At 68.0% G+C, this 14,138-nt stretch carries 9 protein-coding genes; 5 read left to right on the top strand and 4 right to left on the bottom strand.

Annotated elements, in window-relative coordinates; all coding sequences use genetic code 11:
- The first annotated feature begins 55 nt into the window (after positions 1–55).
- On the top strand, positions 56–712 hold the full coding sequence (locus ACSQ24_RS20515; protein WP_436096465.1) for a glutathione S-transferase family protein: 657 nt from the start codon (positions 56–58) through the stop codon (positions 710–712).
- 123 nt (positions 713–835) lie between these two features.
- Entirely contained in the window at positions 836–2,281 is a 1,446-nt protein-coding gene (locus ACSQ24_RS20510; protein ID WP_436096464.1) for an aldehyde dehydrogenase family protein, read from the top strand.
- A 242-nt stretch (positions 2,282–2,523) separates the two neighbouring features.
- On the opposite strand, the gene ACSQ24_RS20505 is transcribed toward ACSQ24_RS20510, so the two are convergent.
- Genes ACSQ24_RS20505 through ACSQ24_RS20490 form a run of 4 tightly spaced genes read right to left on the bottom strand, consistent with a single transcriptional unit; the run spans position 2,524 to position 10,037 of the window.
- A complete protein-coding gene (locus ACSQ24_RS20505) occupies positions 2,524–3,231 on the bottom strand; it encodes an HAD family hydrolase (RefSeq protein WP_436096463.1) in 708 nt (235 codons plus the stop codon).
- Positions 3,231–4,109 (bottom strand): transglutaminase family protein, encoded by an 879-nt coding sequence (locus ACSQ24_RS20500; RefSeq protein ID WP_436096462.1) that lies wholly within the window; start codon positions 4,107–4,109, stop codon positions 3,231–3,233. Before ACSQ24_RS20500 ends, ACSQ24_RS20505 begins: the two co-directional genes overlap by 1 nt.
- A gap of 10 nt (positions 4,110–4,119) precedes the next feature.
- On the bottom strand, positions 4,120–6,645 hold the full coding sequence (locus ACSQ24_RS20495) for a circularly permuted type 2 ATP-grasp protein (protein ID WP_436096461.1): 2,526 nt from the start codon (positions 6,643–6,645) through the stop codon (positions 4,120–4,122).
- Positions 6,646–6,653: 8 nt separating this feature from the next.
- On the bottom strand, positions 6,654–10,037 hold the full coding sequence (locus tag ACSQ24_RS20490) for a DUF2126 domain-containing protein (RefSeq protein ID WP_436096460.1): 3,384 nt from the start codon (positions 10,035–10,037) through the stop codon (positions 6,654–6,656).
- Between the two features lie 257 nt (positions 10,038–10,294).
- Between ACSQ24_RS20490 and ACSQ24_RS20485 the strand changes: the two genes are divergently transcribed.
- The 3 genes from ACSQ24_RS20485 to nikC all read left to right on the top strand — a co-directional run bounded on the left by ACSQ24_RS20485 (position 10,295) and on the right by nikC (position 14,136).
- Complete coding sequence (locus tag ACSQ24_RS20485; RefSeq protein WP_436096459.1) at positions 10,295–11,884, top strand: ABC transporter substrate-binding protein; 1,590 nt, start codon at positions 10,295–10,297, stop codon at positions 11,882–11,884.
- Between the two features lie 258 nt (positions 11,885–12,142).
- Positions 12,143–13,213, top strand: coding sequence for an ABC transporter permease (locus ACSQ24_RS20480; RefSeq protein WP_436096458.1), 1,071 nt, complete (start codon positions 12,143–12,145; stop codon positions 13,211–13,213).
- 5 nt (positions 13,214–13,218) lie between these two features.
- On the top strand, positions 13,219–14,136 hold the full coding sequence (nikC, locus tag ACSQ24_RS20475; RefSeq protein WP_436096457.1) for a nickel transporter permease: 918 nt from the start codon (positions 13,219–13,221) through the stop codon (positions 14,134–14,136).
- Positions 14,137–14,138 lie beyond the last annotated feature (2 nt).

Below are 14,138 nucleotides of genomic sequence, written 5' to 3'. Positions count from 1 at the left end.
CGTCGCTGGAACGTCTCTTGCTACGTTGGCTCTCCCAGGGCCGAGGATGCCGAGCATGCCTGCCACCACGCTGACCATCAGCAGCAAGAACTACTCGTCCTGGTCGCTGCGCGGCTGGCTGCTCTGCCAGCTCGCGGGTCTCGAGGTCGAGGAGATCATGCTCTCGGTCGACGATCCCTCGGCGCGGGCCGAACTGCTGCTGCTCTCGCCCTCCTTCCTGGTGCCCTGCCTGCGCCATGACGGCACGAAGGTCTGGGACACGCTCGCCATCGCCGGCTATCTCGACGAGCTGAAGCCCGAGGCCGGGCTGCTGCCGGCCGAGGTCGGCGCGCGCGCCCATTGCCGCGCCATCTCCGGCGAGATGCATTCGGGCTTCGCCAATCTGCGCTCGGCCCTGCCGATGAACCTCAAGGCGCATTATCCCGGCTTCAAACTCTGGGCCGGCGCCCAGGCCGATATCGACCGCGTCACCGAGATCTGGCGCGACTGCATCGCCAGCTATGGCGGGCCCCATCTCTTCGGCGAACGGCTCACCATGGCGGACGCGATGTATGCGCCGGTCTGCCTGCGCTTCCTGACCTATGACGTCGGGCTCGACCCGCTCAGCCGGGCTTATTGCCAGACGATCCTCGGCTGGCCGGCGCTGCAGCGCTGGATCGCGGCCGCGAAGACCGAGCCGGACGAACTCGAGGAGCTCGACGCCGAGTTCTGAAGGCGCGGCCAGGACTGAAATTTCAGATTCTGCATGCGGGCCTGTTCTTCGTGCATGGCGCGCGCCGGCCAAAGGCGCTAACACGGCCGTCCGTTGTCAAGACAAGCTCGGGAGGCCCTGCCCATGAATGCTCCGTTCAAGAACCTGATCGCCGGCGAGTGGGCCGCGTCGCAGAACGCCTCGCGCAACATCAACCCGTCCAACACCAACGATGTCGTCGGCGAGTATGCGCAGGGCTCGGTCGATGACCTGAACAACGCGGTCGCCGCCGCCAAGGCTGCCTTCCCGGCCTGGAGCCGCACGACGCCGCAGGAGCGCTACGAGGTCCTGAAGAAGGCCTCCGACGAGATTCTCGCCCGCAAGGACGAGCTCGGCCGCCTGCTCTCGCGTGAAGAGGGCAAGACGCTGGCGGAGGGCATCGGCGAGGCCGGCCGCGCCGGCCAGATCTTCGCCTTCTTCGCCGGCGAATGCCTGCGTCTGGGCGGCGAGAGCATCCCCTCCGTGCGCCCCGGCGTCGGCGTCGAGGTCACCCGCGAGCCGGTCGGCATCATCGGCATGATCACGCCCTGGAACTTCCCGATCGCGATCCCGGCCTGGAAGATGGCTCCGGCCCTGGCCTACGGTAACTGCGTCGTGATCAAGCCGGCCGACCTCGTGCCCGGCTCGGCCTGGGCGCTGGTCGACATCATCCAGCGCGCCGGCCTGCCCAAGGGCGTGCTCAACCTGGTGATGGGCCGCGGCTCGGTCGTCGGCCAGGCGCTGCTCGAGCACAAGGATGTGCACGCGATCTCCTTCACCGGCTCGGTCTCGACCGGCCGCAAGGTCGCCACGGCTTGCATCGCGGGCAATCCGATGAAGAAGGTCCAGCTCGAGATGGGCGGCAAGAACCCGCTCGTGGTGCTCGATGATGCCGACCTCAAGGTCGCGGTCGAGGCGGCGGTGCAGGGCGCGTTCTTCTCGACGGGCCAGCGCTGCACGGCCTCATCACGCCTGATCGTCCAGGCCGGCATCCATGACCGCTTCGTCGAGGCGGCGATCGAGCGGCTGAAGGGCGTCACCGTCGACGACGCGCTGAAGGCCGGCACCACCATCGGCCCGGTTGTCGACCAGAGCCAGCTCGACCAGAACCTGAAATACATCCAGATCGCCCGTGACGAGGGTGGCAAGCTCGCCTGGGGCGGCGAACTGCTCAACCGCGAGACCCCCGGCTTCTACCTGCAGCCGGCGCTGTTCACCGAGACGACGAATGCCATGCGCATCTCGCGCGAGGAGGTCTTCGGCCCGGTCGCCAACGTCGTCCGCGTCAAGGACTACGAGGAGGCGCTCGCCGTCGCCAACGACACCGAGTTCGGCCTGTCCTCGGGCATCTGCACGACCTCGCTGAAGCATGCGACGCACTTCAAGCGCAATGCCGAGGCCGGCATGGTGATGGTCAACCTCGCCACGGCCGGCGTCGACTACCATGTGCCGTTCGGTGGCCGGAAGGGTTCGAGCTATGGCCCGCGCGAGCAGGGCGCCTATGCCCGCGAGTTCTACACCACGGTGAAGACCTCCTACACGCTGGCGTGAGGTGGAGAGCAGGCGCTCTTCCGGTGATGATGAGGCGGAGCGTCGGATGAAGAGCGCGGGGAACCCTTCTCCCGAGTGGGAGAAGGGCAGGGATGAGGGCCTGCCCTATCCGCAGAAGGCGCTGCGGTGACCGCCTCGCCTCAATGATCAGCGGCGGTCCCTCACCCCTGCCCCTCTCCCATCCGGGAGAGGGGTTCCCCGCGCCTATTTCTGGAATGTTGGCATAGAAGCGAGGAACTCCCTCAGCCGAACAGCGCCTGCTCCAGCGTGGCGATGCTCGGCAGCAGCAGATGGCTGAGCGGGCGCAAGGTCTCGGCGCTGCCGGCGCCGGTCAGCACGGCGATGCGATAGCCTGCGCCGGCCGCTGCCGCCATGTGCATGTCGTGGCTGGAATCGCCGATGACGGCGACAGTTTCAGCCGGCAGCCCCGTCGCGCGGCAGAAGCCGTCGACCATGCCGCGACCCGGCTTGGCGCCATGGCCGGAATCATAGCCGCAGAGAAAGGCGAGATGCGGTTCGAGGCCGAAGCGCTCGGCCGTGGCGGCGACAGCCACCTCGCTGTCGCTCGACGCGATGCCGAGGACAAGTCCGCGACCTGCGAGGCTGGCGAACAGGGCGGCGAGGTCGCAGACCGGCACCGCTGCGACGACCGCCGAGCGGAACAGGGTATCGAGCCGATCGGTCAGCTCGGCCGCGCCGAACGGTGAACCGGCCTCGGCCCAGGCCTCTGCCACATCCTCGGTATTGCCGGAGGCGAGCAGTCCGTCGGAGGTCGCATAGCCGGTCGCGGGGTCGACGCCGGCCACGGTCAGCAGCCGCGCCGCGAGTTCCAGGTCGCCCTGCGCAGCCAGCCGCCCGGCCTCGAGATTGGTTGGCGCCCAGCTCGCCTGGTAGTCGATCAGGGTGCCGTCCTTGTCGAACAGCAGGCCTCGAATGGCGGGCAGGGCCATCAGATGACCGGGATCACGTCGACCTTGACGTCGAGCTTTTGCCGGCCGGGCCCGACGAGCACGCCGTCGAGCGGGGAGACATCGGCATAGTCGCGCCCGGTCGCGGTGACGATGTGGTCGTCGGCGACGATCAGGTCGTTGGTCGGGTCGAGGCCGATCCAGCCGGTCTCCGGCCCGCACCAGAGCATCACCCAGGCATGGGTCGCATCGGCGCCTTCGAGACGGGCCTGGCCCGGCGGCGGGATGGTGCGCAGGTAGCCGCTGACATAGGCCGCCGGCAGGCCGAGGCCGCGCAGGCCGGCGATCATGATGTGGGCGAAGTCCTGGCAGACGCCGTGGCGGGCGGAAAAAGCCTCGCGGATCGGGGTCGCGACCTCGGTGGCCTCGGGGTCGTAGCGGAATTCCTTGCGGATGCGCGCCATCAGATCGCAGCCCGCCTCGAAGATCGGCCGCTTCGCCCGGAAGCTCTTGCGGGCATGGTCGGTGATCTCAGGCACGGTCGGCGCAAGGCGGCTCGGATAGAGGTACTGGGCCGGGGAATCCGGTGCGAGGCTCTGCGCCGCGAGCGCGAGCTGGGCGACCTCCTCCCAGTGCCGGGTTATCGCGGGGAAGGGGGCGGCGGTCCGCATCACCTCGACCCGCGAGGTCATCTCGATCCGCAGTTCGCGATGTGGCTTGGCGATCGTCAGTGTGGTCGTGCGGTTGCCGAAGAAGCAGATTCCGTCCCGCCGCTCCGCTCCGCGTGGCGTGACGGCCAACGCGCTCGTCAACACGCGCTGGCCCACCCCCTCGCGCGGCAGCACGCGCAGGACGCAGCGCGCGAACGGGACCGGCCGGCTGTAGGCATAGGTGGTGAGATGGCGGATGTCGTAGATCACGCGGACTCCCTTACGCGAGTCGCGTCATCCGCGAACCTTCGGGCCTGGAGTTCTGCAGGAAATAACGCTCGGCCACCGCGCTTGAGAGACCCATCAGCAATTGCTCGAAGAACAGGATGCCGGTGCGGTCGAGACGGCTCGCCTCGGCGGTGCGGTTCTCGGCGGCCAGCTTGAGCGCGAGACGGCGTGGTTCCTCCAGCATGCCATCGTCATGAAGCGAGGGCAGGGCGGCGATCTCGGCATCGAGCCGCTCGATCTGGAAGGCGACGGAGCGCGGGTTGTAAGGATCGAGCATGACGAGATCGAGCACCGGCTGCAGCGAGGCGCCGAGCATGTAGCGCGAACGGTAGGTGATCTGCGAGTCGGTCAGGTCGAGCAGCGCGTCGAGGCAGTTGCCCGGCGCGTCGTTCTCGATGAAATGGCGGGCGAAGCGGCAGGTGGTGACGCCGCGCTCGATGCGCCGGCCGATATCGAGGAAGCGCCAGCCGGCGCCGCGCACCATGTTTTCCTGGGACAGGCCCGAGAAGGCGGCGAGCGATTTCAGCGCGGTGTCGGCGATCTCGAAGGCCTCGCCTTCGCTGGTCGGCTTGCCCGGTGGCGCGGCGAGCTGGCGCTGCAGGTCGCCGAACAGGCGCCAGGCATCGACCGAAAGCCGCTCGCGGATGACCGAGGCGGTCCGCCTGGCCTCGCGCACCGAGGCCGCGGCCGAGCCGTACTGCTCGATATCGTGCAGTGCGGAACGCGCCTGCGCCGCGACCGGCCGGTTCCTGGGCGTCGCCGGCGCCGCTCCCCAGGCGACGAGCAGGTTGGCGAGGCGCTTGATCGTCTCGCCATGGCCCGGGGCCTGGTCGTCGGCATTGATCAGCCGCCCGAGCAAAGCGCGCACCAGGCGCAGCGTCGCCTCGCTGCGCTCCAGATAGCGCCCGAGCCAGAACAGATTGTCGGCCGCCCGGCTGGGCAGGATGCCGACGATGCGGCGAATGGGGATTCGGTCCGGGCTCGGCAGCAGCGTCACCTGCTCGACGGGCTCATCGGAGGTGACCCAGACATCGCTGGAGCGCACGCCCGAGCGCATCGTCACGGCACGCGCGTCGGATTCGTCCGAGACGCGGCAGAAGCCGCCCGGCATGACCTGCCAGCCGTCGGGCGTGGCCGCGGCGAAGACCCGCAGCGTCATCGGCCTCGGCTCCAGCCGCCCGCCCTGCATCACCGGCATGGTCGAGAGCCGGACCACTTCCTGTCCGACATGGTCGAGCCCGCGCTCCGTGATGCGGATGCGCAGTGCTTCGCGCTCGGCGCTGCTGAGGTCGGCGACCAGCACGGTGCCGCCATCGAGCCCGTCGCCGGGTGCGCGGAAGGCTGGCGCGACATTCATCTCGTCGAGGCGGTCGAGCACGATCTGACGCTCACGCGGCTGGCCGCACCACCAGGTCGCGATGTTCGGCAGGATCAGGTCCTCGCCGAGGACCTCGCGCGCCAGCCGCGGCATGAAGCCCATCAGCGCCCGGGCCTCGATCACGCCGGAGCCGAGGCCGTTGGCGACGACGACGCTCTCGCCGCGCACCGCCTCGACCAGGCCGGGCACGCCGAGCGCCGAGGCGGCGTTGAGTTCGAGCGGGTCGGCGAAATCGCCGTCGATGCGCCGCCAGATCACGTCGGCGCGCTTGAAGCCGGCGATGGTGCGCACATGCACCAGCCCGTCGCGCATCACGAGGTCGCCGCCCTCGACCAGGAGGAAGCCGAGATAGCGGGCGAGATAGGCCTGTTCGAAATAGCTCTCGTTGAGCTGGCCCGGCGTCAGCAGGCAGATCCGCGGCTCGACCCGCTTCGCGCGGGCGACGAGGCCGGCGCGGAAACCCTGGAAGAAGGTGGCGAGCCGCTCGACATTCATCGTCCGGAACAGGTCCGGAAAGGCGCGTCCGATCGCGAGCCGGTTCTCCAGCGCATAGCCCGCGCCGGAGGGCGCCTGGGTGCGGTCGTTCAGCACCCACCAGCGCCCGTCAGGGCCGCGGCCGAGATCGGCGGCATAGATCTGAAGCTGCCCGGCGCCGGCCACTCCTTGTACGGGCCGCAGATAGTCGGGGCTGCCGGTGACGGCGGCGGCCGGCAGCGCGCCGCCGGCGATCAGCCGGCCGGGCCCGTAGATGTCGCCGAGCACGGCATCGAGCAATTGCGCGCGCTGGGCGACGCCGGCCGCGATCGTCTTCCATTCCTGCCCGGTGAGCACCAACGGCGCGTGATTGAGCGGCCAGGCCCGCTCGCTGGCGAGCGGGTCGTTCTCGTCGAGGTCGCCATGGACGCGGTAGGAGACGCCGGTGTCGCGGACATGCCGGTCGGCGAGGCCGAAGCGGCGCTGCAACTCATCGCTCGACAGCGCCGACCATTCGGCCAGGAACGGCTCCCATTGCGGCCGGATCGTGCCGTCCGCCGCCATCAGCTCGTCATAGGCGCCGGGCAGCGGCCTGTAGCCCGAAAGCAGGGCATTGCGGCGCTCGTTGCGCACCCGTGTCGAGCTCGATCGGCCCTGCAGAGCCATGCTTGACCTCAAACCCCGGTCGGCCGGCGCAGGTCGAGGGTCATCGGGAACTCCGGATTGCGCTCTTCTGCGGGAATCGCCAGCGGTCCCGGACTATGGCCGATCGCCTCGAAGCGAGCCAGCCTTCTGGCTTCCGCCTCGTAGGAATTCACAGGAGGTGTCTCGTAATTGCGACCGCCGGGATGGGCGACATGGTAGACGCAACCACCGAGCGAGCGGCCCACCCAGCTGTCGACGATGTCGAAGGTCAGCGGCGCATGCACCGGGATCGTCGGGTGCAGTCCCGACGCCGGCTGCCAGGCCTTGAAGCGCAGGCCGGCGATGCAGACCCCAGCGGCGATTTCGGTCATCGGCAGCGCCCGCCCGTTGCAGGTGATGACGTGCCGGCCTGGCGTGAGCCCGCTCGCCTTGAGCTGGAGACGCTCGACCGAGGAATCGACATAGCGCACCGTGCCGCCGACCGCGCCCTCCTCGCCCATGACATGCCAGGGCTCGAGCGCCTGGCGTAGCTCCAGTTCGACGCCGCCCTGGTTGACCTTGCCGAAGAAGGGGAAGCGGAACTCGTGCTGCGCCGCGAACCAGGCCGGGTCGAAGCGGTAGCCGGCCCGCTCCAGATCGGCGAGCACGTCGCGGAAATCCTGCCAGACGAGTTCGGGCAGCATGAAGCGGTCATGCAGGCTCGTACCCCAGCGGGTGAGCCTGCCCAACTGCGGCTCGCGCCAGAACCAGGCGATCAGCGCCCGGATCAGCAATTGCTGCGCCAGCGACATCCTCGCATCCGGCGGCATCTCGAAGGAGCGGAACTCGATCAGCCCGAGCCGGCCGGTCGGTCCGTCAGGCGAATAGAGCTTATCGATGCAGATCTCGGTGCGGTGGGTATTGCCGGAGACGTCGACCAGGAGGTTGCGGTAGAGTCGGTCGACCAGCCAGAGCGGGATCGCCGGCGCGTTCGGGCCGGGCGTCTGCGCCAACGCGATCTCGAGCTCGTAGAGCTGGTCGTGCCGCGCCTCGTCGATGCGCGGGGCCTGGCTGGTCGGGCCGATGAACAGGCCGGAGAACAGGTAGGACAGCGAGGGGTGGCGCTGCCAGTAGAGCACGATGCTCTTGAGCAGGTCCGGCCGGCGCAGGAACGGGCTGTCGGCCGGGGTCATGCCGCCGAGCACGACATGGTTGCCGCCGCCGGTGCCGGTATGGCGGCCGTCGACCATGAATTTCTCGGCGCAGAGCCGCGACTGCCGCGCTTCCTCGTAGACGCCGCGCGTGATTGAGACCGCTTGCGCCCAGCTCTTCGCCGGATGGATGTTGACCTCGATCACGCCGGGGTCGGGCGTGACCTTGATGACGTTGAGGCGCGGATCATGCGGCGGGGAATAGCCCTCGATATGAACCGGCTGGCCCTTCTCTTCGGCCGCCGCCTCGATGCTGGCGATCAGGTCGAGATAGTCCTCAAGCCGCTCGACCGGCGGCAGGAAGACGCAGAGCACGCCGTCGCGCACCTCGATGCTCAGCGCCGTGCGCACCGACTCGGCGCCGAGCTCCTGCTCGACGATGTCCTGGCGCTGGGCTTGCGGCTCGCTGCTTCCGCCCGGACGTGTCGGCTGGACCAGGCCGGCGAAGGCGGGTGGCGGGGCGGTCGCGCGCGGCGCGCCCGGCGAACCGGCCGTGGCGGGCGGCAGCGGTCCGCGCGGTTCCAGCGGGTCCTGCGGATGGATATGCGGATAGGCCTTCTCCGGGACATGCGGCAGCGATCCGAGCGGCAGCCGGAAGCCGACAGGGGAATCGCCCGGCACCAGGAAGAGCTTGCCGCGCCGGAGCTTCCATTTCTCCGAACGCCAGCGCCGGTCGTCCGCCGCCGCCTGCCAGCGCTGCACGGGGATGACATAGCCGCTCGGCTTGCCGAGCCCGCGCTCGAAGACGCGGACCATGCGGGCACGCTCTTCCGGATCCGACAGCTTCGGGTCGAGCGGATCGACATTCTCGGGCAGTTGGCCTTCCTTCACCAGCCAGTGGCCGGTGTCCTCATAGGCGGGCAGTACATAGTCGGCGCCGAGGCCGAGCCGTTCTGACAGGTTTGCGGCGAGTGTCTCGACCGCAGTCGAGGTCGGCACGGCCTCGTGCTCGCGGTCGCTGCCGGTCTTGGCGCCTGGCTCGCGCGCGATCAGCGCGGCATTGCGCCAGATCGGCTCGCCATCCTCGCGCCAGTAGAGCGCGAAGGCCCAGCGCGGCAGGCTCTCGCCCGGATACCATTTGCCCTGGCCGTAATGCAGCATGCCGCCGGGCGCGAAGCGCTCGCGCAGGCGCCGGATCAGTACATCGGCGCGCTCGCGCTTGGTCGGCCCGACGGCGGCGGTGTTCCATTCCTCGCCGGTCTGGTCGTCGATCGAGACAAAGGTCGGCTCGCCGCCCATGGTGAGCCGGACATCCTGCGCCTGGAGGTCGGCCTCGACTTTTTCGCCGAGCGCATCGAGCTCCAGCCAGGACTCGTCCGAGAAGGGCAGGGTGATGCGCGGCACCTCGTGAACGCGCGCCACGCTCATCTCGAAACCGAACTGCGTCTCGGCATAGCTCGCGACACCGCTGACCGGTGCGGCCGAGCGGTAATGCGGGGTCGCCGCCAGCGGCAGATGGCCCTCGCCGGTAAGCAGGCCGGAGGTCGGGTCCATCCCGATCCAGCCGGCACCGGGAAGATAGACCTCGGCCCAGGCATGCAGGTCGGTGAAGTCCTTGTCGGTGCCGCGCGGACCCTCCAGCGGATCGATGTCCGCCTTCATCTGGATCAGGTAGCCGGAGACGAAGCGGGCGGCGAGACCGAGATGGCGCAGGATCTGGACCAGCAGCCAGCTCGTGTCGCGGCACGAGCCGGACCTGATCGCCAGCGTCTGTTCCGGCTCCTGCACGCCGGCCTCCATGCGGATGCCATAGGCGATCATCCGCTGCAGGCGGGCATTGAGGTCGACGACGAAGTTGACGGTGTTGGTCTTTTCGCGCGGGACGGTGGCGAGGAACTCGGCGAGCAGCGGCCCGGTCTCCTCCTTGACCAGATAGGGCGCGAGCTCGTCATGCAGCTCGTCCGGATAGGCGAAGGGAAATTCCTCCGCCTCGGCCGCGACGAAGAAGTCGAACGGATTGATGATCGAGAGCTCGGTGACGAGATCGACCTCAATGCGGAACTCGCTCACCGGCTCGGGAAAGACGTAGCGCGCCAGCCAGTTGCCGTTCGGGTCCTGCTGCCAGTTCACGAAATGCTGCGCCGGCGTGACCTTGAGCGAATAGCTCTTCACCGCCGAGCGGCAATGCGGCGCCGGTCGCAGGCGGATGATCTGCGGCCCGAGCGTGACCGGCCGGTCATAGCGGTAATGGGTAACGTGATGCAGTGCAGCGATGATGGCCAAGAGCGAGCGCCTGCTTTGCTTCGAAGCCGGCCGGAGCGGCCGGACCCTGTCACGATAGCTGCAGAAGACGCCGGAGCAAGCAGGTTCGTGCGCAGGAATGCGCCGGCAATTCAGGCTGTTGCGCAAGAAGCGTGCATGCTGCGCGGTATCGTTCGAACTCTGCTTTGGCCCTGCTGGACATCGGACACGATCTGGCCACAGAGTGCGCGCCAACGGGCGCCCGGGAGCGCTCGCAGACAGCACAATGGGGAATTTCCATGCGTCATGTTGCGAAATTGATGGCGGCTTCCGCCTTCGCCGCTTTGCTGGCGACGACCGCCCAGGCCCAGACGCCCAAAGACACCATCGTCATGGCCAAGCAGATCGACGACATCATCACGCTCGATCCGGCCGAGGCCTTCGAATTCTCCGGCGTCGAGGTCGGCGCCAATGTCTATGACAAGCTGATCGGCGTCGATCTCAAGAACAACAACGCCCTGATCGGCGAGCTCGCCCAGAGCTGGACCGTCAGCCCCGATCAACTGACCTACACCTTCAAGCTCCGGCCGGGCGTCAAGTTCCACTCCGGCAATCCGCTCACCGCGGCCGATGTGGTCTATTCCTTCCAGCGCGCGGTCACGCTGAACAAGTCGCCGGGCTTCATCCTCACCCAGTTCGGCCTGAACAAGGACACCGTGCTGGAGAAGGTCAAGGCGACCGACGACCAGACCGTCACCGTCACCGTCTCCAAGCCCTTCGCGCCGACCTTCTTCCTGAACTGCCTGACCTCGGGCGTCGCCGCGGTGGTCGACTCCAAGCTGGTCAAGGCCAATGAGAAGGATGGCGACTGGGGCAATGGCTGGCTCAAGCTCAACTCGGCCGGCTCCGGCGCCTACAAGGTCCGCGTCTATCGTCCCAACGAGCAATATGCGCTCGACGCCAACGAGGGCTGGTACAAGGGCGCGCCGAAGACCAAGCGCGTCATCGTCCGCCATGTCGCCGAGCCGGCTTCGCAGCGCCTGCTGCTGGAGAAGGGCGACATCGACATCGCCCGCAACCTCTCCAAGGACCAGCTCGCCGCGGTCAAGAGCAACGCCAATGTCGAGATCGTCCAGGGCGACAAGGGCTACATCCTTTATCTCGGCCTGAACCAGAAGAACCCGAACCTCGCCAAGCCCGAGGTCCGCGAAGCCCTGAAGTGGCTGGTCGATTACGACTCGATCGAGCGCAACATCGTCGAGGGCACCTATAAGGGCCACGAGAGCTTCCTGCCCAAGGGCTTCCTCGGCGCGATCACCGACAGGCCCTACAAGCTCGACGTCGCCAAGGCCAAGGAACTGCTCGCCAAGGCCGGCCTGCCGAACGGCTTCACCGTCACCATGGACACCCGCTCGGTCAACCCGATCACCGACATCGCCCAGGCGGTCCAGTCGACCTGGGCCCAGGCCGGGATCAAGCTCGAGATCCTTCCGGGCGACGGCAAGCAGACGCTGACCAAGTACCGCGCCCGCACCCACGACATCTATATCGGCCAATGGGGCCCGGACTATCTCGACCCGCATACCAATGCCGAGACCTTCGCCATCAACGAGGACAATGGCGAGGAGGCCAAGTCGAAGACGCTGGCCTGGCGCAATGCCTGGGACATCCCGGACATGACCAAGCTCACCCAGGCCAACGTGCTGGAGAGCGACGCGACCAAGCGAGCCAACGTCTATGGCGAGTTGCAGCGTGACCACCAGAAGGTCTCGCCCTTCGTCATCATGTTCCAGCAGGTCGAGGTTTCGGCCGACCGCAAGGGCATTGCCGGCTGGGTGATCGGACCGACCTCCGACACCAATTTCTACGCTCCGATCACCAAGAACTGAGGCAAACCGATTTGGCGAGAGGCGCGCCCCTCCTTCTCCCCTTGCGGGAGAAGGTGGCTCGGCGAAGCCGAGACGGATGAGGGGTCGCGCGAGGTTGGGGCAACCTAAGCGCCCTGGCAGCCGCCGTCATCGGACGGGACCTGCGCGACCCCTCATCCGGCGCTGCGCGCCACCTTCTCCCGCAAGGGGAGAAGGGAGGGTGCGTCCTTCGCCGGCAGCGGCCGACGCCCTCCAAGAACAAGAAGAACGGAGCCGACGATGGTTTCCATCACTGCACCGACCCCGCCCGCCCCGCCGCCCCGCGCCAAGAGTGCTGTTGTTCGCTGGGCGAAGATCCTCGGCCGTGAGCTGACCACGGTCGCGATCACCATCTTCGGCCTGCTGCTGGTCACCTTCCTGATCGCCCGCGTCATGCCGATCGATCCGGTTCTTGCCGTGGTCGGCGACCGCGCACCCGCCGACGTCTACGACAAGGCGCGGCTCGCGCTCGGCCTCGACAAGCCCTACTGGCAGCAATTCGCCGTCTATATCGGCAAGGTCTTCACCGGCGATCTCGGCACCTCGGTGCTGACCTCGCAGAAGGTCACCGACGACATCAAGACGGTGTTCCCGGCGACGCTGGAGCTGGCGACGCTCGGCACCCTGATCGGCGTCGCGCTCGGCGTGCCGCTCGGCATCCTCGCCGCCGTCAACCAGGGCCGCTGGATCGACCAGATCGCCCGCGTGATAGGCCTAATCGGCTATTCGATCCCGGTGTTCTGGCTCGGCCTGATGGGGCTCCTCTTGTTCTACGCCAAGCTCGGCTGGGTGGCCGGACCGGGGCGGCTCTCGGTCGCCTTCGAGGATTTCGTCACGCCGATCACCGGCATCGTCATGCTCGACGCCGCGATGCAGGGCGAATGGGAGGCGGTCCGCGACGCGTTCTGGCACCTGATCCTGCCGGCCTCGGTGCTCGGCCTGCTCTCCGTCGCCTATATCAGCCGCATGACCCGCAGCTTCATGATCACCGAGCTGCAGCAGCAATATGTCGTGGCGGCGCGGGTGAAGGGGCTGTCGGAATGGCGCGTGGTCTGCGGCCATGCGCTTGGCAACGCCCTCGTGCCGCTCGTCACTGTGATCGCGCTCTCCTACATGCACCTGCTCGAAGGCTCGGTGCTGACCGAGACGATCTTCGCCTGGCCGGGCCTCGGCCGCTATCTCACCAATGGGCTGCTCAATGCCGACATGAACGCGGTGCTCGGCGCCACGCTCGTCGTCGGCGCCGTCTTCATCGCGGTCAACCTGTTCTCCGACATCCTCGGCCGGCTGGCCGACCCGCGGGCGCGCTGAGGAGGATGGCCATGAGCGATCACGCCTCCGCCCCCGTCAGCTGGTATGCCTGGCTGACCACGACCTCGCCGGAATCGCGCCGGCAGGCCAAGCTCGGCCAGCTCTACCGGCAATGGCTCGCCTTCAAGAAGAACCCGGCCGCCGTGGTCGGCCTCGTGATCGTGCTGGCCCTGCTGCTGCTTGCGGCCTTCGCGCCGCTGATCGCCCAATACGACCCGCTCGCCCAGGCGCTCGACCAGCGCCTGCTCGCGCCCTCGGCCAAGCACTGGTTCGGCACCGATGCGCTCGGCCGCGACATCTTCAGCCGCATCGTCTACGGCACCCGCGTCACGCTGGTGATCGTCATGCTCGTGGTCATCACGGTCGGGCCGCTCGGCCTGCTGATCGGCTGTGCCGCCGGCTATTTCGGCGGCTGGATCGACACCGTGCTGATGCGCATCACCGACGTCTTCCTCGCCTTCCCGCGCCTCGTCCTGGCGCTCGCCTTCGTGGCGGCGCTTGGCCCCGGGCTGGAGAACGCCGTCATCGCCATCGCCTTTACGGCCTGGCCTCCTTACGCCCGCGTCGCCCGTGCCGAGACGATGATCATCCGCAATGCCGACTACATCTCGGCGATGCGCCTGCAGGGCGCGAGCCAGATGCGGATCGTACTCAAGCATATCGTGCCGATGTGCGTGCCCTCGCTGATCGTGCGCACCACCTACGACATGGCCGGGATCATCATCATCGCCGCCGGCCTCGGCTTCCTCGGCCTCGGTGCCCAGCCGCCGATCCCGGAATGGGGCGCGATGATCTCGACCGGCCGCGAGCAGATTTTTGACCAGTGGTGGGTCGCGACCTTCCCGGGCGTCGCCATCTGCATTGTCGCGCTCGGCTTCAACCTGCTCGGCGATGGCCTGCGCGACGTGCTGGATGCGAGGTGAGC

The sequence above is a fragment of the Allobosea sp. LjRoot237 genome, assembly GCF_964253285.1.
Lineage (GTDB): Bacteria > Pseudomonadota > Alphaproteobacteria > Rhizobiales > Beijerinckiaceae > Allobosea.
Note: the sequence above shows the minus strand (reverse complement) of the source record. Positions and strands in the feature narration are given on the sequence as shown.